Below are 22,088 nucleotides of genomic sequence, written 5' to 3' on the forward strand. Positions count from 1 at the left end.
CGGTGGGCGGCCGTCGCGGCGTCGGGCGCGCCGGCGCTTCGGGTGGCTTCGTCGTCTGTCATGCGTCCTCCGTGAACAAGTCTGACCCCGCGGCGGCCGCCGCGCCCGCGACGTCCATGGGATAGTCACCCGTGAAGCAGGCGGTGCACAGGGTCGAACGGGGCTGGGCGGTGGCGCGCACCATCCCGTCCAAGGAAATGTAGCCGAGGGAGTCGGCTCCGATGGCACGGCGGATCTCCTCGACGTCCATGCCGTTGGCGACGAGCTCGCCCCGGGTCGGGAAGTCGATGCCGAAGAAACACGGCCACGTCACAGGCGGCGAGGAGATGCGGACGTGGACTTCGGCCGCCCCCGCCTCGCGCAGCATAGCGATCAGTGCGCGCTGCGTGTTCCCCCGGACGATCGAATCGTCGACGACGACGAGCCGCTTGCCGTCGACTACCTCGCGCATCGGGTTGAGCTTGAGGCGGATCCCGCGCTGGCGCGACAGCTGGGTCGGCTGGATGAAAGTGCGCCCGACGTAGGCGTTCTTGACCAGTCCCTGCCCGTAGGGTATGCCCGAGGCTTGGGCGTAGCCGATGGCCGCGGGAGTGCCCGAGTCGGGGGTCGCGATGACCAGGTCGGCGTCCACCGGATGCTCCGCGGCGAGGATGCGCCCCATCTCCAGGCGGGCCGAGTTGACCGAGCGCCCGCGGATCGCCGTGTCGGGCCGGGCGAGGTAGACGTACTCGAAGACGCATCCCGAGGGGCTGGGCTCGGCCCATCTCAAGGAGCGCACGCCGCCGGCGTCGACGACCAGGAGCTCGCCGGGGGCGACTTCGCGCACGAAGTCCGCACCGACGATGTCCAGGGCCGCCGTCTCCGAGGCGACGGCCCATCCCCCCTCCAATCGGCCGAGGACGAGAGGGCGGAAGCCGTGGCGGTCGCGGGCGGCGTAGAGCGTCGTCTCGTCCATGAAGGCCAGAGAGAACGCCCCTTTCAAGCGCGGCAGGAACGAGAGGGCGGCGTCTTGGAGACTGGGGGCGTCCACGGCGCCCAAGAGCGCCGTCATGACGGCAGTGTCGGTCGACGAGCCGCGGCCGAGCTCCCCGCGCAGGTCGTTCCCCGAGGAGGCGAGGATCTCGGCCATGAGCTCGGTCGTGTTGGTGAGGTTTCCGTTGTGGGCGATGGCGACGGTGCCGGCGCCGTCGCGGCCCCCCACGGCGCCGGAGGCGGGCCGGCCATCCCCCGGCGCGGGGAACCGAGTGGGGCCGAGCGTGGGCTGGGCGTTCTCCCAGGCCGACCGTCCCGTGGTCGCGTAGCGTACGTGCCCCACCCCCAGGTGGCCGTCGAGGATCGACAGGGATTTGTCGTCGAACACCTGGGAGACCAGGCCCATATCCTTGTAAACGAGGATCGCGCTCCCGTTGGAGACGGCGATTCCGGCGGACTCCTGGCCGCGATGCTGGAGCGCGTAAAGCCCGTAGTAGGCGAGCTGGGCGATCGGCTGGCCCGGCGCGAATACGCCGAACACGCCGCATTCGTCCTGCGGCTTCTCCCCGGGGAAGAGATCGCCTGTCAGCCGCCCGCCAGCCTTCACCCGCCAATGGTCTCACAATACGGGCCGCGGCGCGCATTCGCCGTCCGCGATCCGGACAGCGGCTGCGCCCGGCCGGACCGGCCGCTCAGGCGGGCTGGTCTACGCGAACGGGCTCGAACTCGACCGTCGACGTGGAGAGGTCGACTCGCCGGAGGACGGCCGTGATCTCCCGGCCGCGCTCCAGGCCGTCTCCCACGACGGGAGCCAGGACGGCCGGCTCGCCGAGCATGACGGTGCCGGATCCGCGAAGCGGAACCACGGTCTGCTCCGACGAGCCTCCCGGGGCTTCTCCCGCCCCGCCCCTCCCGTCGCGCCGACTTTTCCGGCCTTCGCGCCGGCGCCGGTGGAACACGTCGACGACGACGCCCTCGAACTCCTCCCCCTCCCGTCCGGCCAGGACGAGGGCCTCGACGGCGTCCAGGGCTCCGTTCTCGTACTGGCAGACCACGCGCGCTCCGGCCGTCATGAGCGTGGGAAGCCGGTACAGCCCCTCGTACACCCACTGCGGGATGCCCTCGCCCGCGCAGACGCAGCGGCAGATCTCCAGCCCGTACCGATCGACGAGCCTGCGAAGCGGCGCCGTGACGTGGGCGTAGCGCGACGCCAAGGCGGCATGCTCGGGAGCAGGGACGCCGCGGTGGCGCCCTTGCTCCTGCGACCATCCGAACAGAGGGAGGGTATGGTAGCCGGCGCCGCGGAACAGACTGGCAGCCTCGGTGAGGAACGCGGCCCCGGCGGGGGTGTCCCCGCCGACGGAGCGCACGAAGTCCCTGTAGTCCACGTCGTCCGGCCAGTCGAGGCGGAGGGCGCGGGCGACGGAGCGCAGGCGGTCGACGTCGCGCGGCATGGCGGGCGGCATCGTGCGGAGGACGCCGACCGCGGCCCGGCTCATGATGTCGGCGGCGGCCATGCCGGTGACCAAGGAGATCTGGGCGTTCCACTTCTCGACGTCCGTCAGGGCCCGGAAAGCGAGTCTGTAGCCGCCATCGCCTTTTTCGACGACCTGTTCGGGAAGCGCCAGGGACACGCCTCCGCGCGCGATCTCGCGTTCGACGCGCAGTGAGCCCACGCGCCGGAGGAGCTCGGGGAAGTCCCCCGGGACGCCGGAGTCGAGGGCGGTGCGTCCATCCACAGCGTCCTGGACCTGCTCGTAGCTGAGCTTGGCGACGGAGCGGACGAGCGCCAGCTCGACCCACTTGTGGCGGAGTTCCCCGTCGGGGTTGAGGTGGAGGTACCACAGGTAAGCGGGACGGTCCTCGTTGGGGAGCAGCGAGGCCGCGCCGTGGGACAGCGCGTGCGGGTGCAGGGGAATGGAGCCGTCCGGGCCGTAGACGGTCTGGGTGCGCCGATGCGTCTCCCTCTCGAGCGCTCCCCCGGGCCGGATGAAGAGCCCGACGGCCGAGATCGCGTAGCGGACGAGGTAGCCCTCCCCCTCTCGCTCGATGTGCACGGCCTGGTCGAGGTCCATCGAATCGGGCGGGTCGATCGTCACGAAGGGGTATTCGCGGCGGTCCGCCAGCGCCATGTCGGCCAGGCCCGCCTCGGCGCTGGCCGCCGCCTCGTCGAGGACGTCGTCGGGGAAGTCCTCCGCGATCTCCAGGCGCTCGCGAAGCGCACGCAGAACCGCGCTCACCGTCTCGGAGCCGGCTGTGTTCGTCGTCATCGGGCGCTTGGGCACGTCACCCAGACTATCGGCTTGATATCGCCAAACGCCACCGTAGGTGACCTCTCCCGCCGCGCCCCGGTCAGGCGCCGATCATCGCCATCTCGCCAGGATCGCGTCGCCGTAGAGGGGGACCAGTCCGGAAAGGCTCGCGCGCACGCCCGACGCGCTGACCTCCCCCGCGGCCACGGCCTCGTCCCATGTGGATCTCCCCACACACAGGTCGACGAAGACGCCGATCGCCATCTCGACGACGTTGGGGGGAGTCCCCCGGCGATGGCTCGGACCGGGAAGGATCTGCACGGCGCCGGCGAAGGGGACGCGCACTTCGACGCTGCGTCCGGGGTGGCGCTGCGCGAGCTCCCGGAGGGCGAAGCGAGCGGCGGTGCGGGCCTGGTCCGCTTCCAGGGTCTCTCCAGCCGCCGCCCTGGCCAGGAGCGGCATGGCCTGATGCGATTCGATCGTTCCCGGCATGCTCCCCAGGCTATACCCGCGCGAGGCGGCTGGGCTGCGGGCCGCGGGATTCGACGCCCAAGAGGCGAGCGGCGTCCAAGGCGCATGCAGGCCGGCCATGCCCGGGACTGTCCGGTCGGTTAGGCGGCGGCCACCACGGCCCCGGCCACGCCCGAGGTTCCGACCCGCGGGCCGTCGAGCCGGCCCCGGGCACTCAAGTGCCATGTATTCAAGACATCAAAGGCAACGCGAACAGGCGTAAACTGACAGGCGGACGAGCGTTCAAGTCGACATCATCGATTCGAGCGGGCATACGAGTGAGCGTGCCCCGGCGAGGAGGCGACGACGCACGCCAAGGGACGCCAGCAGGCCATCGTCCAAAACGTTGGCCTCGCCATCATCGGCACCGATGGCATCGGCACGCGCTACAGCTTGCCCGCCTCACTTGCCACACATGTTCTCCGAAGTTGAACAAAGGTTCTGATTATATGATCGTCACCCTCACCCCAAACCCGTCTCTCGATCGCACCGTCACGCTGCCGGGTCCGCTGCTGCGCGGGGCCGTCAACCGTCTGGACTCCGTCACGGTGGAGCCCGGCGGGAAGGGCGTCAACGTCGCCCGCGTGCTGGCGGCCTCCGGCCAGCAGGCCACCGCCCTGGTGCCCGCCGCCCCGGGCGACCCGCTTCTCAAGGCGATCGAGTCCCTCGGCCTGGCGGGCCTGACCTGTCGGGCCGTTCCCGTAGACGGGGCGGCCCGAGTCAACACCGCCGTCACCGAGCCCGACGGGACGACGACGAAGCTCAACGAGTCCGGCGCCGGCCTGAGCGAGGCCGAGATCGCCGCCATAGAGGGCGCGCTGTCCGAGGAGCTGCGACTCGCCTCCGACGGGCGCAGCTGGGCCGTGCTCTCCGGGTCGCTGCCGCCGGGTGCCCCCGTCGACTGGTACGTCCGCCTCGTCGGCCTGCTGCGCCCGCTGGGCGTGCGCATCGCCGTCGACACCTCGGACGCCCCGCTCGTGGCCCTCGCGGCCGGGCTTCCGGACTGTGCACCGGACCTAGTCAAGCCCAACGGGGAGGAGCTCGCCCAGCTGGCCGGCCGGGGCGCGACGGACTTGGAGGACGCCGCCGTCGCCGGCGACTTCGGCCCGGTGGCCGAGGCCGCGCAGGTCCTCGTCGGGCTCGGGATCGGCACCGTCCTGGCGACCCTGGGGCCCGCGGGGGGCGTTCTGGTCACCGGCGAGGGCGCCTGGCACGCCACGGCTCCTTCGGTTCCGGTGGTCTCCACGGTCGGCGCGGGGGATTCCTCCATCGCGGGCTACATCCTGGCCGACGTCCACGGCGGCGGGCAGGCCGAGTGCCTGCGCACCGCCATGGCGTACGGTTCGGCCGCCGCGAACCTGCCCGGCACCACTCTGCCCACGCCGCGCGATCTGCCCGCGCAGGCCGCTGCGATCACCCCGCTCGCCTGAACGCGCCGATCGCACATCGACGAGATCCCGCTGCGCTCCGCCTGGACACCGCCGAGCATACGCCTCAATCCGTAAGCAAGAAAAGGAAGTAGCAAAGGAAACACTGTGACCGAACAACCACCCAGCGAGCAGACGCCGCTCATCATTCCCGAACTCGTCGCCCTGGACGCGGCGGTGGGACCCCACAAGAGGGACGTCATCAAGTTCCTCGCGCGCAAGATCGGAGACTCCGGGCGAGCCGACGACGCCAACGGCCTGGCCGGAGACGCCCTCGCACGCGAGGCGACCGCCCCCACCGGCATTCCCGGAGGCATCGCGATCCCGCACTGCCGCAGTTCCCACGTGCTCACCGCGAGCCTCGGCTTCGCCCGACTGGCCGAGCCGGTGGACTTCGGAGCGGACGACGATCAGGCGGCCGACATAGTCTTCATGATCGCGGCCCCCGACGGCGCCGACGACGTCCATCTTCAACTCCTGGCCAAGCTGGCGCGCGGACTGATGAACGACGCGTTCACCGACGCGCTGCGCGCGGCCGCGAGCGCCGAGGAGGTCACCCGCATCGTCACCGGGCAAGTCCAGCCCGAGCTGCTCGAGGCGGCGACGGAGCAGGTCGCAGGCTCGCCAGCTGCAGGCTCACCAGCCGAAGAGGGGAAGGCGTCGGCCTCGCAGGAGGCCTCGGCTCGGCAGGCCGCCGCGCCGGAGGCGGAGGCGCCGGCCCATACGCCCGCCGGGGAGGAGCCCGCCGGGGGCGGGGGATCCGCTCCGTCCGGCAAGAAGGTGATCGTGGGCGTCACCTCCTGCCCTACCGGTATCGCGCACACGTTCATGGCAGCCGAGGCGTTGGAGCGGGCGGGCCACGAGCGCGGCATCACCGTCGCGGTCGAAGGCCAGGGGTCGGGGAAGATCGACATTCTCGACCCCGAGCTCGTCAAACGGGCCAGCGCCGTGATCTTCGCCCATTCCCTTCCTGTCAAGGGAATCGAACGCTTCGCGGGCAAGCCCGTGGTCGACGTGGACGTCAAGGCCGCCGTCGACGACGCCGGAACGCTGGTCGACCAGGCCCTGGCCGCCGCCGGAGACCCGCACGCCAAGCGAGTCCAGGCCGACGCGGGCGACGCGCAGGAGGCGGACGAGGAGGAGAACGTCCACTGGGCTCGCAGGCTCCAGCAGGCCGTGATGACGGGCGTGTCCTACATGATCCCCTTCGTCGCCGCGGGCGGTCTGCTCATCGCCCTGGGCTATCTCTTCGGCGGCTACGACATAAGCGGCTTCGAGCACAACGGCGCCAAGGTCGAGGTGGCCAAGAACATCGTCTCCCATTCGTCCCTGTGGAACCTGCCCGACATCGCCGAGACCGTGAACGGGAAGGCCAACACGATGTGGGCGCCCCACGCCCTGTTCGGCTCTCCCTTCTTCGCCTATCTGGGAGCGGTCTTCTACATGATCGGCACGGCCGCGATGGGCTTCCTGGTGCCCGCCCTGGCCGGCTACATCTCCTTCGGGCTGGCCGGACGCCCGGGTATCGCCCCCGGATTCGCCATGGGCGCGGTGGCCGTCGCCGTCGACTCGGGATTCATCGGCGGCCTCATCGGCGGAATACTCGCCGGGTACGTCGCCGCCTGGTTCGCCAGGCTGCACACCGCGCGCTGGCTGCGCGGGCTCATGCCGGTGGTCGTCATTCCGCTCGTAACGACGCTGCTGGTCGGCTCGATCATGTACATGCTGCTCGGCCGGCCCCTGGAAGCGCTCATGCACAACCTCGACCACGGCTTGAAGTCGATGAGCGAGGGCGGCGGCTCCGTCTTCCTGGGGATCATCCTGGGCCTCATGATGTGCTTCGATCTGGGCGGCCCGATCAACAAGTCCGCCTATCTCTTCGCCACTGCCGGCCTGGCGGCGGAGTCCACCGCATCCTACGAGATCATGGCGGCGGTCATGGCCGCGGGCATGGTGCCTCCGCTGGCCCTCGCCCTGGCCACGGCGGTGCGCCCGCGCCTCTTCACGAGCGGCGAGCAGGAGAACGGCAGGGCCGCCTGGCTGCTGGGGGCCTCGTTCATCTCCGAGGGGGCGATTCCCTTCGCCGCGGCCGCCCCGTTGCGGATCATCCCGGCGACCATGGTCGGCGGCGCCGTCACCGGCGCGTTGACGATGCTGCTGCACGTGGGGTCCCGCGCCCCGCACGGCGGTATCTTCGTCGCTTTCGCGATCGACGGATTCGCCAAATTCGCCCTGGCGATCCTGGCCGGCATGGCCGTCACGGCGGCCCTCGTCATCCTCTTGAAGAGCCTGAACAGGGAAAAGAGCCCCGGCAAGGTTCAGGCAGCCGCCTGAACCCGACGGGCGGCTTCAACAGTTTGCGGGCGGCCGCTTCCCCCGGCCGCCCGCAAACAAATTGGGCTCTTCGACAAGGCCTTGCCGCAAGATCAGGCCGAGCCCGAGAGCTTGTTCGACACGCTCCAAACCCTTGGTCGGGTGCTGGTGATCGTTGATGGGATGCTCGCGGGAGTGGAAAGCTCAGCGGGCACGCAGCGACTGGTTGCGTGACGTGCTGCCCGGTGTACCGAGTCAAGGCTCCGAAGAGGCTTAGAATCTGACGGCAACGACGAGAGGGGACGACGTCGATGGAAGTTTCCTCCCAACAGGTGCTCGCATGGCGGCTGCACAGGCAGTGCCTGGAACCGTTGACGGACGCAGGCCCTGTTGAGATCGTCGGACGGCTCTGCGGTGTGCAGGCGCAGGTGGCTTCCGCCGCTGAGACCGCTATCGCCTTACGGCAACGCAATCCGCGACCTGAAGGCGTCAAGCGCGCGTACGCCGACCGTTCGCTTGTCAAGACTTGGGCGATGCGCGGAACGCTGCACGCGATGCGGTCTGCGGACGCAGCGGAGTACCTGTCGCTGCTGGCCGGCGCTCGTACGTGGACCAAGCCCGCCTGGTCACGGCACTTCGGCGCTACGCCAGAGGAGGTCGATCAACTGACGGAATTTGTCGCCGACCTCCTCGACGGTCAGGCGCTGTCTCGCGATGAGCTGGTGAGCGAACTGGTTCAGGACAAACGGTTCAAGGGGATGGAAGAACAACTGCGCTCCGGGTGGGGTGCTCTGCTTAAGCCGCTCGCATGGCAGGGTGCCTTGTGCTACGGCCCGAGCCGTTCTTCGAAGGTGACATTTACCAACCCTGCCGGCTTTCTAGAGAACTGGAACGGGCTGCCTGATCCCGCGGAGGCAGCACCGGCGGTCATCAAGCGATACCTCTCCGCTTACGGCCCAGCGACCCCTGAGACCTTTGACGCATGGCTTTCGCGCAACAGCAACAAAAAGTCAACGCTCAAGGACTGGTTCGCCAGCCTTGGCGAGCAAGTCGTCGAAGTGCGGGTGGAGGGCGAGGCACGATATCTGCTCGCCGAGCATGAGGACGAGCTCGCGGCCACCCAGCCCAGCCGCGCCACCTGCCTCCTAGGAGCGTTCGACCAGTTCGTCCTTGGCCCTGGGACTAAGGACACTCACATGCTGGCGAATGAGCATCGCTCGCGGGTGAGCAAGGCTGCGGGTTGGATCGCTCCCGTCCTGACCCAGGGAGGGCGGATCACCGGCGTCTGGGAAATGGATGACGGGGATCTTGTCGTCACCCCGTTTCCAGGCGAGCAGGCGCCGTCGTCCAAAGCGCTGGAGGATGCAGCTGCGCGGCTTGCAGCGGTGCATGGTTTGGTGAAGGTGACACCGCGGGTGGGATGAGCCCCCGCAGTGTCACCGCACCATTCCGCCTAGTTGGGACAAGCGCTTCCCCGGTGATTCTGCCGCCCGGTACAAGCCCATCAAGCCGACAAAACGTGGTCAAAGCAAGCGAAGGTAACGTCAGGCACGTCAAGGCCTCCCGGATGGACAGCGTCAGAACTTCCATCCTGGGAGACCTCGACCCCTACACCGGGAACGACGCGCCAGCCTCGACTACACCCCCAATTGCGAAGAGCCGCACATTGAATCAGACAATCAGATGATCCCGTGAGCGATCATGACGTCGGCCACGCGGGTGAAGCCCGTGACGTTCGCACCGAGCACGTAATTGCCCGGCTGGCCGTAGCGCTCGGCGGTCTCGACGCACGAGTCGTGGATGTCGGCCATGATGTCAGTCAGCTTGGCATTGGCGGTTTCGAAATCCCACCGGGTGCGTGAAGCGTTTTGCTCCATCTCCAGGGCGGAGGTCGCCACGCCTCCTGCGTTCGCGGCCTTGCCCGGGGCGTAGAGGATCCCAGCCTTCTGGAAGACCTCGATGGCCTCGGGAGTGGAGGGCATGTTGGCGCCCTCGGCCACGACGCCGCACCCGTTCTTCACGAGGGTGGCCGCCGCGTCGCCATCGAGCTCGTTCTGAGTTGCGCACGGCAGTGCGACGTCGCACGGCACCTGCCACACGCTGCCGCCGGTGGCCACGCGGGCGCCGGGGCGGCGCGCGGCGTAGTCGGCCACGCGTCCGCGCTCGACTTCCTTGACCTGCTTGAGCAGGTCGAGGTCGATGCCGGCCTCGTCGACCACATAACCCGAGGAATCCGAGATCGTCACGGCCTTGCCCCCGAGGGCCTGGAGCTTCTCGACGGCGTAGATCGCGACGTTGCCCGAGCCGGAGACGGCGACCGTCTTGCCCTCGAGCGAGTCGCCCTTCGTGCCGAGCATCGACTGGGCGAAAAGGACCGTCCCGTAGCCGGTGGCCTCGGTGCGCGCGAGCGAGCCGCCGAATCCGAGGCCCTTGCCGGTGAGGACGCCGGCGTCGTAGCGGTTGCGAAGCCGCTTGTACTGGCCGAAGAGGTAGCCGATCTCGCGGCCGCCGACGCCGATGTCGCCGGCGGGGACGTCGGTGTTCGGGCCGATGTGCCGGGAAAGCTCGGTCATGAAGGACTGGCAGAACCGCATGACCTCGGCGTCGGACTTGCCGTGCGGATCGAAGTCCGATCCGCCCTTGCCGCCGCCGATCCCCTGACCGGTCAGGGCGTTCTTGAAGATCTGCTCGAAGCCGAGGAACTTGATGATTCCGATGTTGACCGACGGATGGAAGCGCAGGCCGCCCTTGTAGGGGCCGAGCGCCGAGTTGAACTCGATGCGGAAGCCGCGGTTGACCTGGACGTTTCCGGCGTCGTCGACCCACGGCACGCGGAAGACGATCTGCCGCTCGGGCTCAACCAGGCGCTCGAGAAGTCCGTTCTCCGTGTACTCGGGATGTCCCTCGAGGGCCGGCGTGAGGGAGTCGAGGACCTCGCGAACGGCTTGGTGGAACTCGACCTCTCCGCGATTGCGGGCCACGACCTGTTCGTAGACCTTGTCCACCTGTGCGTTCATATCAGCTCCTTACTGTTTCGAGAAGAGAACACAAACCGAGTATAAGTGTGGGGCATGTTTCACCCGAAGGGAAGGGACTTCCGGAATGTGACACAGGCCGAACTCCCTCTCGTTTGCGTATGATTTTCACCAAAACACTCTAAAAGGCGCCGGCTTTCCGTCCGGGCGTCCGCTCGGCCCGGACGGAAAGCCGGCCCCGTTCCGGCGTCTCAGTCTACGCCCCGTCCGCGGCGACGATTCGAACCGTCCTCACCGGCGACGCCTCAGGGCCATCAACACGCCCGAGAGGGTGAGGGCGCACCATACGCCGAGAAGCGCCCAGGAGCGGCCCGGAACGGTGAAGTCGCCCGACTCTAGACCCGCTCGGAGCACCTGCGCCATGGGCTCGAAGGGGAGCCACTCGTGTGCGCTCTGCACCCACTGGGGCAGGCGTTCGACGGGGAAGGCGATCGGCGCGAAAAGCATGACGATGAAGACGCAGATCTGGCCGACGAGCATGGACAGCTGGGCCGCGAGCAGCACAGCCGCCGCATACCCCACCGAGGCGGCGATGAGCGAGACGAGCAGCGCGCCCGGAACCAGCCACCACGTGGGCGACAGGCCGATGTCGAACCGGAGTGCGCCCACGATCGCGCCGACGACGAGGCCCGGCAGGGCGAGCAGCGCCCACACGACGAGGTCTCCCAGGAGGAACATCAGCCGCCCGATGGGCAGGGTGAGCATCCACCCGTAGCTCCCCTCGGTGCGGGAGGCCGCAACGAACTGCGAGGTCAGCGCGAATCCGAGAACGAGAACGGAGATGGAGGGCCCGGCCGTCACCAGGTACAGGCTCTCCTGGCGGTCGACGTCGCCCATGATGTAGCTGTACCCGTACACGACGGCGACGGCCATGAGAAGCTGTAGAGCGATGAAGACGGGCGCCGCGATGGCCTGGCGGCGGAGTTGCCACTGCACCATCAGGCCGAGCTGCCTGAGCGGCCCCACGGAGGCCTGCGCCGCGCGCGCTCCGCCCGCACCGCGGACCAGTGCCCCGGTCCCGCGCGGTTCCTCTCCGGCCTGCGGCGCACCCCCGGCCGGTGTGGCGTCTTCCGCCGGCGCCTCGTCCGCCGCGGGCGTTCCCATCGTCGCATTCATGCCAGTCCCTCTCCGCTCGTCGTTCGCGTGGCTCGTGTTCTTTCCGCCTGTCATGCCGTTCATGCCGCCCTCGTCTCGTCCGCCTCGGTGGTCAGGGCCACGTAGACCTCTTCGAGAGAGACGGGCCCGAGTTCGTAGCGCACAATCTGCCCGGCGGCGCGGGCGTGGGTGGCCCACTCCGCCGCCTCCACACCGCCGCCCTCCGGCACGCTGACGGACCAGTGCGCGGCGTCGTGTCTGTGCACGCCCCATCCGTCGGGGAATGCGGGGACGGCCCCTCGGGCGACGTCGACGTCCAGGCGGAACCCTCCCCCGAACTCGGAGACGACGGAGGCGGTCGTGCCCTTGGTGAGGATCTTCCCGTGATCGAGGAGCACGAGGCTGTCGACGGCCCGTTCGGCTTCGCGCACGTTGTGGGTGACCAACAGGACGGCTGCGCCGTCGTCGGCGACCCTGCGGACCTCGTCCCACAGCAGCTGTCTGCGCACGGGGTCGACGTCGTTGGTCGGCTCGTCCAGGACCACCAGGGCTCCCGGACGGGCGACCGCCATCGCGAAGGCCGACAGGCGGGCCACCCCGCCCGACACCTTCTCGGCGGGCCTGTCGGCCCACTCCCCCATGTCGAGCGCGTCGATCAGACCCTTCGCGCGCTGGCGCATCGCCGAGCGCCTGCCGCCGCGGATTCTGCCGACGAGCTCGACGGCCTTTCGCGGGCTGATGCCCGTGATGGGCACGTTCTCCTGGGCCTGGACGCTCACGAGCCGTCTCGCGGCAGCGGGGTCGGCGACGACGTCCACGCCGTCGACCGCGATCCTGCCCGAGTACGGCCGGTACAGGCCGACGATCTGGTTGACGAGGGTGGTCTTGCCCGCCCCGTTGTGGCCGAGGAGTCCGACCACCTCCCCTGCGTTCACGGACATGGTGATCCCGTCATTGGCCCAGACGAGGCGCCGCCCCGATCCGAAGCGTTTGTGCAGGTCCTCGACGAGGAGTGTCTGTGACATCGCGTCTCCTTTCAACGTTCCGTTCATACTGCATGGTACATACCATACGGTACAGTATTCAAAATCGACGCGGCCTCCTTCCCCCGAATTCGCGTGTGATGAAGGCCCCCGTCCGGCTGCGGGGCGCACAGCTGGAGCGGCCGGACTCGCTAGAACGGCCGGGAGTCCACCCTTGCTCCGGTCGCGGCGGCCCGCAGGGGATCGCCGGTCCGGCTCGCCTCACACCCCCCTGCGCGACAGGAGCGCCGAGACCGCCTCCGTGCGCTCGGCGGAACGGGCCGCCTCGTAGCGCCCCAGTGTGACGTCCTCAACGACCCGACCGTCGACGAGCAGCACCACGCGATCCGCCCGGACGGCCACCGCCGGGTCGTGGGTCACGAGGACCACCGTCGTCCCCCGGGAGCGGACCCGGTCGAGGATGTCGAGTATCTGGGCCGCGGCGGCCGAGTTGAGGGCGCCCGTGGGTTCGTCGCCGATCAGGATCTCCGGTTCGTTGATGAGCGCGCGGCATATGCCGGCTCGCTGGAGCTGGCCTCCCGAGACCTGAGTGACGTCGCTCTTCGCCAGGTCCGCTATCCCCATGTCGTCCATGAGCGCCCGGCCCCGCGCGACGATCTCGGCCCGGGGTTCGTCGCCGGCGAGGAAACCGGGTAGGACGACGTTGTCGAGCAGGCTGAGGGTTCGCATGAGGTGAGGGCTCTGGAAGACGAAACCGAGCCGCCGCAGACGCAGGGCTGCGAGATCCTTCTCCGTCATCGCCGAGATGTCGTGGCCGGATACGCTCACGCTTCCGCTGGTGGGCCTGTCCATGCCGGAGAGGATGTTGAGAAGGGTGGTCTTGCCGGAGCCCGAAGGCCCCATGACCGCGACGAACTGCCCGGCCTCCACGGCCAGGTCGACGCCGCGCAACACCCGGTTCCCGACTCCGGTCCGGCCGGAGTAGTCCTTGGTCACGGCTGTGGCTTGCAGTATTGACATTGCTGTCTCCTCGCTGAGTTGTCGATGCTTGTCGCCGGCGTGCCGGCGTTCGGAACGGGGCGCGGAGCCGGCCGGTTCCTCTCCCGCGCCCCGATTTCCGAGGTTGACGGGGTCTCGGCCCGGTGCGTCGGCGCTCATTCGCGGTCCAGAACCGTCGTCATGCGTACGCGGCGCATGGCCAGCAGCACGGCGGCGACCACGGCCAGGGCCAGAGCCCCCGGCAGGACGAGCCGGACGAGCCACGGGTTCGTCATGAAAGCTATGTCCGGCGCACCCATGTATCCGAGCACTCCGCCCACGGCGGCCTCGCCGAGGGTCTCGACGACCGTCGTGCCCAGAACCACTCCGGCCAGCAGCACGGCGCAGAAGCGGACGAGGTACTGGACGCGCAGGCGCCGGGTGCTCATGCCGATTCCCCGCTGGATGCCGATCTGCGAAGATTCCCGGGCCACGACCAGCACGGCGAAGAGCGCGGCGACGAGGAAGGCCAGGGCGATCGCCACCGCCGCGGAGAAGACCGCCACCGACCGCATCTGCGACAGCGTCGCGCCGAGCGTCTGGGAGATGTACTCGCTGACCTGGGCCACGGAGGCCCCGGGAAGCCGCTGCCTGAGGGACTGCGCAGTCGCCTTCGCGTCGGCTCCGCCGGCGACGTCGGCGTAGACGACTCGCCTGAGCGGCGTCGAGGCGTCGCCGGCGACGGCGGCCTCCGTGGTCTTGGCGGTCTTCCCTCCGTTGGTGATGTCCTGATAGAGGCCCACCACTCGCAGGCTCACGGTCCTCTCCGCCGCGGCGGGCCGCCCAGGCCCGCCGGGAGAGGCGGGCAGTCGCACGTCGACGACGTCGCCGAGTCCGACCTTCGCTTCGTCGGCCTGGTTGCTCGACAGCGCGATCTCCTTCGCAGTCGCGGGAGCGCGGCCGCGCAGGTACCTCCCCGAAAAGGCGCTCTGATCGCCGCTCTCCACCAGGGCGGAGCCCCATGCGCCTCCCGGTTTCCTCATGTCGTAGCGATGGTCGGTCATCTGCACGGCGCGGCCGACGCCTGCCTCCGCCGCGACCTTGGAGTAGGCCGTGTCCAAGTCGGCCGAACCCGCCGGCACGTCGATGCGCAGGTCGGCCCGGCCTATGCCCATGTAGGAGGCGAATCCGGGGTCGCCCATCGTCGTGACGACGTTGGCGGGGAGGATGAGCACGATCGTGCACACCGTCAGGACGGCCAGGAGAAGGGCGTTCGCGGGCCGAAACGCCTCTCTCAGCCCCAACCAGACGTCGACGGGAAGCCGTCTGCTCGACGCCAGCGACAGGCGGTGGCGCCGCCGGCGGACTCTCCCGCTGACGCCGGTGCGCAAGGCCTGGACGGCCGAAAGCCTGTCGATGCGCCTGAGCAGGATCCAGCAGAAGCCGACCATCGAGGCCGCGAGCGCCACGGCGGCCGCGATGGAGCACAGAATCGGCCACGCGCCGGCGCTGGACTTGCCGAGGTAGAGGAGGACGGCGTCGCTCAATTGCGCCGCCATGGGGATGGACAGGAGGTAGCCGACGAGGGCCCCTCCGGCCGTCAAAGCGGAGTATTTGGCGAGGTAGAGCCGTTTGACGCCCCGGGGCGGCGCCCCTATCGCTTTGAGGACGCTGATCTGCGCCAGATCCTCCTCCATCGCCGCCAGGAAGGCGTAGCGCAGGACGAGCGCGGCGACGACGGCCAGTAGGATCGCCACGAGCAGGGCCACAGCGGCCACGGGGACGGTCGTCAGGCCGTTCATCAGCTTGAATATCGACGTGTCGACGGTGATCCCTTGGCTCGACAGCCCGCTGGACTCGAAGGCCTTGACGAACGCCGAGGCCTCGACGCCGTCGGCGAGCCGGAATTCCACGATGTACTCGGGCTTCAGCCGCTTGTCGAATTCGGCGAAGTCGCTGGGGTGGACGACGAGGCGCTTGGATGTGACCATCGAGGGGTTCATCTGCGGGTCGCGGACGAAGTCGACCACCTTGAGCTCGCGAACCCACGAGCCGCTCCTGACCCGCACCGTGTCTCCGACGGCGGCGGCGCCCTGCGCCTTGTAGTGAACTGGGAGGGCGATCTCGCCGGGGCCGGGGTTCGCGGGCTTCCCGTCTTGGCCCAGCAGGAGGTCGAAGCGCTTGGGCGCGGTGACGAATGCGGGTTCGAGGACGGAGTCCGCCTGGCTCTTGCCGGCTATCGTCAGTTGCTGCACGGGTACCGGCAGCGTCCGCATGAGGTGGTAGTCGGCGACGTCGGACCGGCGGTCGACCCACGCCCTCAGGGCGTTCGCGTCGGGCGTCCCGGTGTGCATGTGCGCGACATCGGGGGGCACGGCGCGTTTCCACAGCGCGTTGACGGCCGAGCCGGCGCGGATGCCGAGGGTGGTGCTCATGGCGGCCAGCGCCACCGCCAAGGCGATGAGGACCGTCAGGGCTGCGGACTGGGCGACGCCGCGGCGCAGGTCTGCGCGGAGCATGCGTATCAGCACGATGCGGCCTCCTTGCCGTCCGTCGCGTCGGCCTTCTCCGGCATTCGCCTCGCTCCACTCCCCGCGGTCGAGGCTCCCGCGCCCGTGGTCGGCGCCGCCTCCGGCCGGGCCGGCGGTCTGCCCGGACGAGCGGTCGATGCGAGCGCTCTCCTGCCGGAGATCGTCACGCAGGCCAGGACGAAGGCCAGTGCGCCGACGCATGCCACGAGCAGGGCGGTCCCCCGGCCCGGCCCGGTGCCGAGAGCTTTCCCGACGGTCGCCGCGAGTCCGCCGCCGGGCCGCAGGAGCGGCTCGAAGACGCGATCGGCCAGGGGGCCGGCGACGATGTAGGCGGCGATGTAGCCGAACTGGGAGACCATGCCGATCGCCCCCCACGCGCGCGCCTGGCGCTCGTTCGGGATGGCCATGCGCACGATCACCTCGGCTCCTGCGTTGCACAGCGCCAGCGCGGCGAAGAAGGCGAATCCGGTGGCGGCGGCCCACCACGCCGCGGGCCGCAGGGGCAGGAGGATCATGGAGACGGCCGCGGTCAGCAGCCCGGCGCACAGCAGAGTCGTCGGACGGGCGCCGGACATGAGGCCGACGAGGCCCGCCCCCGCCAGCATTCCGACGGCCATGACCGTCTCCACCGTCCCCATCGTCGACGTGGGCACGTGCGGGAGGAGGATCGGCTTGACGAGGGTCTGCACGAATCCGATCGCGAAGGTCAGGCAGGTCATGAGGGCCACGAGGCGGCGGACCGCGGAACGCGAGGCCACTGCGCGCCAGCCCGCGGCCAGCTGGGCGAGGAAGCCGCTCTCCTCCGCCAGGCCGCGCTGATGCCCGACGGCCTTGTGGACGGCCGCGGAGCAGGCGACCGTGACCACGCACGTGCTCGCGTCCAGGAGGAGGATGGCCCGCAGCCCGACGGCCGGCAGGAGCATCCCCGCCAGGAACGGCGAGAGCAGGTACCTCGCGGAGGAGGCGATCTGAAGCATGCTGGAGGCGCGGACGTACTCGTCGGGGCCGACGAGGTCGCTGACGCTGGCGCGCAGTGCGGGCTCGGTCAGGGCCGCGAAGCAGGAGGAGGCCGCGATCCCGCCGCAGACGAGCCCGATGCCGGGTCGCTCGGACGAAACGGCCGCCATGACGATGAGGAGCCCTCCGATCGATCCGCCGTCGCCGATCGCCATCATGACTCGCCGATCGAAGCGGTCGGCCAGGACCCCGGCGACCGGGGCGAGCAGCACGATCGGGGCGAAGGCGGACAGCTGCACGAGCACGACGGAGGACGCGGTGCCGTATGCGTCGAACATGAAGATCGCCAAGGCGAAAGCGCTCAGCCCCGTTCCCACCGAGTTGACGAGGGCGCCGCAGAAGAGAATCGAAAACCGCTTCATGCCCACCGCCCCGCGATCGACCCCAGCGTTCCCTCGGGGCAGCCCAGGAGCCTCTCCGCCGCTCGAACTACGCCGAGCGTGCGCCGCTGCATGTCGGCTGCGTCGCCGGGGATGATGCCCTCGTCGAGCAGCAGCCCGCCGGACGTGAGGAGGATTTCGACCGTCTCGCGCGGCTGGTCGGTGGTGAAGGCCCCCTCCTCGACGCCTTCGGCGACGATCTCCGCGAGAATCGGCGTGAGGCGCCGAACCGTCTCGACGATGGACATGAGATGGAATTCCGCGTTGCCGGGGGCGTGGAACTCGCCGACCAGCTCGGCGTCCTGCCCGTCGACTCGCGTGGCGGCGAGGACCGCGAAGAACTTCTCCACTGCCGGGCCGTCGCCTTCGGCGATGGCCTTCGCCTGGTCGGCCATCCGGTTGACCGTGCGCAGGATGAGGCCCCGGAGAACTTCGTCCTTGCCCGCGAAATGGTAGTACAGGGTCCCTTTGGCGATGCCGACGGCCGCGAGGACGTCCTCCACCGTCGTCGCCTGGAATCCCTTGGTTGTGAACAGGTGCTGGGCCGCGTCGAGGATCTCGTCCTTGCGCCGCTCGGCGGGTTTGCTCGTGCGTGGCATCCGCTTCTCCCTTCCGGCTGGATCTGCATTCCCGGTCGTCCGGCACTCAGTCGCCCTACACTTACCGACCGACCGTCGGTTCAATATTAGGCCGTTCCCGGTCCGCCCTGTCAACCCGCTGCGTCGATCCGCTCGCAGGCTCGCCGCCCGGCCGGCATTCTCGCCCCTCGCCGGCCGGAGGCTGCGGTACTGTGAGCACATGAGCAGCGACGGGAAGGACGCCCCCCGAGAAGCCGAGGACGGCGGGGAGAGCCTGGCATCGGCGACCCGCGCCCTCACAGAGGCGCTGGGGCAGCTCTCGCGCGCCGTCAAGCGGGAAGCGGGGAGAAGAACTCAAGAGACGGCGAAGAAGGCGCAGGAGACGGGGAAAAAGGCGCTGTCGTCCTCGCTCCGCAAGACCTCCGAGGAGCTCGCCGCAGTCGCGTCGTCGATCGCCGATGCGCCGGAAGACGCCCGCAACGGTCGGCGCCGCGGCCGCGGCAAGGCCGAACGCACCCGCCAGGACATCCTGGAGGCAGCCCATCACATCTTCGCGGCGAAGGGCTATGAGGGGGCGTCCGTCGCCGACATCGCCGCCGCAGCCGGATACACGAAGGGTGCGCTCTACGCGAACTTCCCATCCAAGGAGGCCCTGTTCCTGGAGATGGCCCGCGAACTGCACCGCAACCAGAAGGACCTGCTCGACCAACACCGGAAAGCCGGAACCGAGCCGCCGCTGCTCTGCGACTCTCCGGCGGAGTATTCGGATAAGGAACTCGAATCCATCCTGATCGGCCTGGAATGGTGGACCTACGCGGTCCGTCACGAGGAAGCCCGCGAGGAAGTGGGAACGATGTGGCGCGAAACCCTCCACCTGACGGCCGGCATCGTCGCGCAGGGCAACGGCAGGCCAGAGCCTTCGCCCGACGACATCAGCGCCGCCTTCGGCCTGGTGGCCGTCCACACGCTGGCGAACATCGCGGCCGCCATCATCGGCCCCGAGGAAGTGCGAGCTATGGCGGAAAGCCTGATAGAGCGGAAAGCCTGATAGAGCGGGCCGCGGAATCCCCAGGCGCCGTGAGCTCCTCGTCTCATTCACCTTTTCGGGCAACGTGTGGGCCTGACGACAACATGCACGTTGCCGCGCGACTTGTTTTCCGGTTTTATGCGAGAATTTGAGGAACAAGGCATCGAACTATGGAGGCACAAGTGGCAGAAATCGCACCGGTCCGGAGAGAGCCCGAGATTATTCCAGCCGCCGAGGCGAAGACGTATTTGGCGTCGATGGGCATCCCGCTTGAGGCGGTCTATCATGCTCTTAAAACTGGCGAAATTGAAGCTAGTAACACTTCAAAATACGCGCCATTGACTGCCGCGGGAACAAAGAGGTGGATAGCTGTAGTTGAGGTTGCACGCCGAATGCTAGACGAAAAAGAAAATTGGGTGCGAAGTGACGCACAAAACCGACCTATTGCGGTATCTTCCTCGAAGGAATACACACTCGCTTTCGTCGGTGGAAATGCTGAGACAGGAGACCCTCGGCCAGAAGCGAATCCCAAAGCAGCACGACGTAAAGGGCCAGCCACAGAAAGAGCCCACAAAATAGAACAATTATCAATTGTGCTACCAGAATCAATCACTGGAGAAATTGAACGTGCAGAGAATGTCGAGCACGAAAGGCCTCGCATAGGAAATTGGGTATTACTTTACTATCGCGATAAGGAAGAAATCCGCTGCGAGATATCGTTTCCTTCTGGAGTCGAAGACGGGCAGTTCACTGGGTGGTTTGTTCGCGTTCTTCTCGAATCTTTGCCTTACAAAGATGCTTCATTGGAAAACACCCCAGAAGACATCGGCGGAGAAGACATTGACTTCTATATCGCTTGACGATCGGCTCAACCCTGGACGCATCAAGCTCGCCCGCATGCGTCGCGGCTGGAATCAGGCAAAACTCGCCAGCCGGCTGGGACTGACTGATCGGACGGTACGCGCATACGAAACGATGGGCGCTCCACCGAATGCCCTTTCCGAGCTCGCGGATGCACTCGGCTTCCCCGAGGGATACTTCACCCTGCCATCGGAGCCGACCGTCGAGACCGAAAGCATCCGATTCCGCGCAGGCAGGGCTACTACCCGTCGTCAACGAGACGCGGCCGTCGCCGCCGGAGCTTCAGGCATCGAGGTGGATCGTTGGATCGCCGAGCGTTTCACCCTCCCGAAGGTCGACCTTCCGACGTTGGAGGGCGAAACCCCTCGGTTCGCAGCGACGATGTTGCGCAGTCTGTGGGGGCTCGGTTCCCGGCCCTTGCCGAATCTCATCCAGTTGGCGGAATTCCGAGGCATCCGCGTCAACGGGCTACCCGAAGTCGCAGCGTCAGTCGATGCGTATTCGACGTGGTATGAGGGTTTTCCCCACGTCTTCCTCGCACGAAGCAAGACGCCGGAACGGGCGCGATTCGACCTCGCCCATGAGATCGGACACCTCGTGCTGCACCGACATCGCGGCCCCGGTTCCCGTGCCGAAGAAGAGCGGGAGGCGGACGCATTCGCTTCGGAATTCCTCATGCCTGCGGAGAGCGTCGTCGAGTATCTGCCGCCCAATCCCACGATCGATGAGATTCTGCGAGTCAAGCGCGCTTTCGCCGTATCGGCCATGGCTCTGACCTATACGGTCCACAAGCTCGGGCGCATGACCGACTGGATCTACCGGACGACGTGCACGGCCCTGTCGCAGCGAGGGTTTCGGGGCGGCGAACCGGACGGCATGGTCTCCTACGAGCGATCGCGAGTGTTTCCGCAAATCCTCGCCTCGTCGAAACTCGGCGTCGTCACGGGGAAGCGCATCGCCCTGGAGCTTCGGATCCCGGTCGAGGACGTCCGGGCGGCAATGCTCGACGCCGAACTCCATGCGGTTCCCGACGGACCCGGGCAACGCCTCGTGGATCGCGTGCGGCAGAGCGCCCCCGACCGCACCGGTCGTCGACCCGCACGGTCGGGGGCGCGCGCCGAAGGCCTGCGCCCCGTCTGAGACCCGCCTACTGTGCGCCGTCCGGCGATTGCCCTCCGCGATCGGACGCCGGCGCACCCTTCTCGCCTGAGGCCTTCGACGGGTCGGTGCCGTTCACCGGCGTCTTCGACGGCTCCGGCTTTGATGTCCGCGGCGATGAACCGACGTCCGCGAGGCCGCGGGGATCCGCCTCGGCGCTGACGAAACCCGACCTTCCGGCCCCCGCCCCCGCTCGCTTCGCAGCGGTCTGCGGCGCTGCGGACGCCACACCATCCGCGCCATCCCGCGGCTCCGCGCCCGCGCCATCCCGCGAAGATTCCGCGGGCAGCTTCGCCTTCAGCTGGGAGATGGACAGGGAGAGGAAAATCGTGGCGAACAGCACCGACGCCATGTTCAGCAAGGCCTGCCTGTCCTCGCGAACCAGCCGGCAGCCCTCCTTCCAGTCCTCGACCACCGAATCCGCTTCCTTCTTGAGGTCGTCGTCGCGATCGACGTCGGAACTGCCAGAGGAGCCGTAATACTTTCTATACCGGCGTTCGACGAGGTCGGAATCCGGCTTGTCGCCCTTGCCGTGGCCTGAATGGTCGAATGCCAAAGGGGCGCAGGAGAGTTCTTTGTCATACCCCAACGGTTCGTATGATGGTGGAACGAAATACAGCCATCCGAGAACTATGATCGCCAACACAACGCAAATTGAACGTGATTTCACCACGAATACCCTTTCTCGAATTTTATTCGATTTTCTTCACGTTAAGTTAAATTATTTCAAAACGTCTTCACTTTCCTCAACGTCTTCTCCGCAAGATATCCAACCTCCGCTCTCACTTTAATCAATGACTCCGACTCCCAAAAGTCCCCCACAGGGTAGGACGCCCCGAATCGTCCATTCCCAAGCGAGATGCAAGTATCCCAGCGCCCCGTTCGCCGACGCTCCCCCATGCGGGAGCGTCGGCGCAGGCCTCGGCATCATCGGCAATCTCCTGCGGTCAGCTCCCCATGTGGAGGGAAAT

General features: G+C 68.1%; 17 protein-coding genes. 6 read left to right on the forward strand and 11 right to left on the reverse strand.

Annotation, left to right across the window (positions count from 1 at the left end; genetic code table 11):
* Positions 1-58: 58 nt before the first annotated feature.
* From purF to HMPREF0043_RS05350, 3 genes are all read right to left on the reverse strand, one after another.
* Positions 59-1,579, reverse strand: coding sequence for an amidophosphoribosyltransferase (purF, locus tag HMPREF0043_RS05340; RefSeq protein ID WP_021601899.1), 1,521 nt, complete (start codon positions 1,577-1,579; stop codon positions 59-61).
* Between the two features lie 85 nt (positions 1,580-1,664).
* Entirely contained in the window at positions 1,665-3,257 is a 1,593-nt protein-coding gene (locus HMPREF0043_RS05345) for an RNB domain-containing ribonuclease (protein WP_051317457.1), read from the reverse strand.
* Between the two features lie 78 nt (positions 3,258-3,335).
* The gene (locus HMPREF0043_RS05350; protein WP_021601901.1) at positions 3,336-3,716 is read right to left on the reverse strand and encodes a sterol carrier family protein; all 381 of its coding nucleotides are present in this window, start codon (positions 3,714-3,716) and stop codon (positions 3,336-3,338) included.
* Between the two features lie 467 nt (positions 3,717-4,183).
* Here HMPREF0043_RS05350 and HMPREF0043_RS05355 point away from each other — a divergent pair, with 467 nt between their 5' ends.
* The 3 genes from HMPREF0043_RS05355 to HMPREF0043_RS05365 all read left to right on the forward strand — a co-directional run bounded on the left by HMPREF0043_RS05355 (position 4,184) and on the right by HMPREF0043_RS05365 (position 8,898).
* Positions 4,184-5,164 carry a 1-phosphofructokinase family hexose kinase gene (locus HMPREF0043_RS05355; RefSeq protein WP_021601902.1) on the forward strand — a complete coding sequence of 327 codons (981 nt, stop codon included), beginning with the start codon at positions 4,184-4,186 and terminating at the stop codon, positions 5,162-5,164.
* Between the two features lie 105 nt (positions 5,165-5,269).
* Entirely contained in the window at positions 5,270-7,495 is a 2,226-nt protein-coding gene (locus HMPREF0043_RS05360) for a PTS fructose transporter subunit IIABC (protein WP_021601903.1), read from the forward strand.
* Between the two features lie 290 nt (positions 7,496-7,785).
* Positions 7,786-8,898, forward strand: coding sequence for a winged helix DNA-binding domain-containing protein (locus tag HMPREF0043_RS05365; protein ID WP_021601905.1), 1,113 nt, complete (start codon positions 7,786-7,788; stop codon positions 8,896-8,898).
* A 255-nt stretch (positions 8,899-9,153) separates the two neighbouring features.
* Here HMPREF0043_RS05365 and gdhA read toward each other — a convergent pair whose 3' ends face one another.
* The 7 genes from gdhA to HMPREF0043_RS05400 all read right to left on the reverse strand — a co-directional run bounded on the left by gdhA (position 9,154) and on the right by HMPREF0043_RS05400 (position 18,092).
* Positions 9,154-10,491 (reverse strand): NADP-specific glutamate dehydrogenase, encoded by a 1,338-nt coding sequence (gene gdhA / locus HMPREF0043_RS05370; protein ID WP_021601907.1) that lies wholly within the window; start codon positions 10,489-10,491, stop codon positions 9,154-9,156.
* A 249-nt stretch (positions 10,492-10,740) separates the two neighbouring features.
* A complete protein-coding gene (locus HMPREF0043_RS05375; protein ID WP_021601908.1) occupies positions 10,741-11,688 on the reverse strand; it encodes an ABC transporter permease in 948 nt (315 codons plus the stop codon).
* Positions 11,685-12,629 carry an ABC transporter ATP-binding protein gene (locus tag HMPREF0043_RS05380; protein WP_040317924.1) on the reverse strand — a complete coding sequence of 315 codons (945 nt, stop codon included), beginning with the start codon at positions 12,627-12,629 and terminating at the stop codon, positions 11,685-11,687. The genes HMPREF0043_RS05375 and HMPREF0043_RS05380 overlap by 4 nt, the downstream gene beginning before the upstream one ends.
* Positions 12,630-12,848: 219 nt before the next feature.
* Positions 12,849-13,607 carry an ABC transporter ATP-binding protein gene (locus HMPREF0043_RS05385; protein ID WP_021601910.1) on the reverse strand — a complete coding sequence of 253 codons (759 nt, stop codon included), beginning with the start codon at positions 13,605-13,607 and terminating at the stop codon, positions 12,849-12,851.
* A gap of 134 nt (positions 13,608-13,741) precedes the next feature.
* Positions 13,742-16,096, reverse strand: a complete 2,355-nt coding sequence (locus HMPREF0043_RS05390; RefSeq protein ID WP_040317925.1) for an FtsX-like permease family protein — start codon at positions 16,094-16,096, stop codon at positions 13,742-13,744.
* Positions 16,090-17,475, reverse strand: a complete 1,386-nt coding sequence (locus tag HMPREF0043_RS05395; protein WP_021601912.1) for an MFS transporter — start codon at positions 17,473-17,475, stop codon at positions 16,090-16,092. The genes HMPREF0043_RS05390 and HMPREF0043_RS05395 overlap by 7 nt, the downstream gene beginning before the upstream one ends.
* Positions 17,472-18,092 (reverse strand): TetR/AcrR family transcriptional regulator, encoded by a 621-nt coding sequence (locus tag HMPREF0043_RS05400; RefSeq protein WP_021601913.1) that lies wholly within the window; start codon positions 18,090-18,092, stop codon positions 17,472-17,474. The genes HMPREF0043_RS05395 and HMPREF0043_RS05400 overlap by 4 nt, the downstream gene beginning before the upstream one ends.
* Positions 18,093-18,291: 199 nt before the next feature.
* Between HMPREF0043_RS05400 and HMPREF0043_RS05405 the strand changes: the two genes are divergently transcribed.
* The 3 genes from HMPREF0043_RS05405 (at position 18,292) to HMPREF0043_RS05410 (ending at position 21,099) form a co-directional block, all read left to right on the forward strand.
* The gene (locus tag HMPREF0043_RS05405) at positions 18,292-19,119 is read left to right on the forward strand and encodes a TetR/AcrR family transcriptional regulator (RefSeq protein WP_021601914.1); all 828 of its coding nucleotides are present in this window, start codon (positions 18,292-18,294) and stop codon (positions 19,117-19,119) included.
* A 161-nt stretch (positions 19,120-19,280) separates the two neighbouring features.
* Complete coding sequence (locus HMPREF0043_RS11060) at positions 19,281-19,958, forward strand: hypothetical protein (protein ID WP_021601915.1); 678 nt, start codon at positions 19,281-19,283, stop codon at positions 19,956-19,958.
* On the forward strand, positions 19,894-21,099 hold the full coding sequence (locus HMPREF0043_RS05410; RefSeq protein ID WP_084432242.1) for an XRE family transcriptional regulator: 1,206 nt from the start codon (positions 19,894-19,896) through the stop codon (positions 21,097-21,099). Before HMPREF0043_RS11060 ends, HMPREF0043_RS05410 begins: the two co-directional genes overlap by 65 nt.
* Positions 21,100-21,106: 7 nt before the next feature.
* Here the strand turns inward: HMPREF0043_RS05410 and HMPREF0043_RS05415 are convergent, their stop codons facing one another.
* Positions 21,107-21,673, reverse strand: coding sequence for a hypothetical protein (locus HMPREF0043_RS05415; protein WP_021601917.1), 567 nt, complete (start codon positions 21,671-21,673; stop codon positions 21,107-21,109).
* Positions 21,674-22,088 lie beyond the last annotated feature (415 nt).

Origin of the sequence: Actinobaculum sp. oral taxon 183 str. F0552, assembly GCF_000466165.1 — a bacterium.
GTDB lineage: Bacteria > Actinomycetota > Actinomycetes > Actinomycetales > Actinomycetaceae > Peptidiphaga.

Coding starts and splice junctions, on each gene's coding strand:
- HMPREF0043_RS05350 (WP_021601901.1), bottom strand. CDS start 3,716: ATGCCGGGAACGATCGAATCGCATCAGGCCATGCCGCTCCTGGCCAGG.
- HMPREF0043_RS05355 (WP_021601902.1), top strand. CDS start 4,184: ATGATCGTCACCCTCACCCCAAACCCGTCTCTCGATCGCACCGTCACG.
- HMPREF0043_RS05365 (WP_021601905.1), top strand. CDS start 7,786: ATGGAAGTTTCCTCCCAACAGGTGCTCGCATGGCGGCTGCACAGGCAG.
- gdhA (WP_021601907.1), bottom strand. CDS start 10,491: ATGAACGCACAGGTGGACAAGGTCTACGAACAGGTCGTGGCCCGCAAT.
- HMPREF0043_RS05375 (WP_021601908.1), bottom strand. CDS start 11,688: ATGAACGGCATGACAGGCGGAAAGAACACGAGCCACGCGAACGACGAG.
- HMPREF0043_RS05380 (WP_040317924.1), bottom strand. CDS start 12,629: ATGTCACAGACACTCCTCGTCGAGGACCTGCACAAACGCTTCGGATCG.
- HMPREF0043_RS05385 (WP_021601910.1), bottom strand. CDS start 13,607: ATGTCAATACTGCAAGCCACAGCCGTGACCAAGGACTACTCCGGCCGG.
- HMPREF0043_RS05395 (WP_021601912.1), bottom strand. CDS start 17,475: ATGAAGCGGTTTTCGATTCTCTTCTGCGGCGCCCTCGTCAACTCGGTG.
- HMPREF0043_RS05400 (WP_021601913.1), bottom strand. CDS start 18,092: ATGCCACGCACGAGCAAACCCGCCGAGCGGCGCAAGGACGAGATCCTC.
- HMPREF0043_RS05405 (WP_021601914.1), top strand. CDS start 18,292: ATGAGCAGCGACGGGAAGGACGCCCCCCGAGAAGCCGAGGACGGCGGG.
- HMPREF0043_RS05410 (WP_084432242.1), top strand. CDS start 19,894: ATGCTTCATTGGAAAACACCCCAGAAGACATCGGCGGAGAAGACATTG.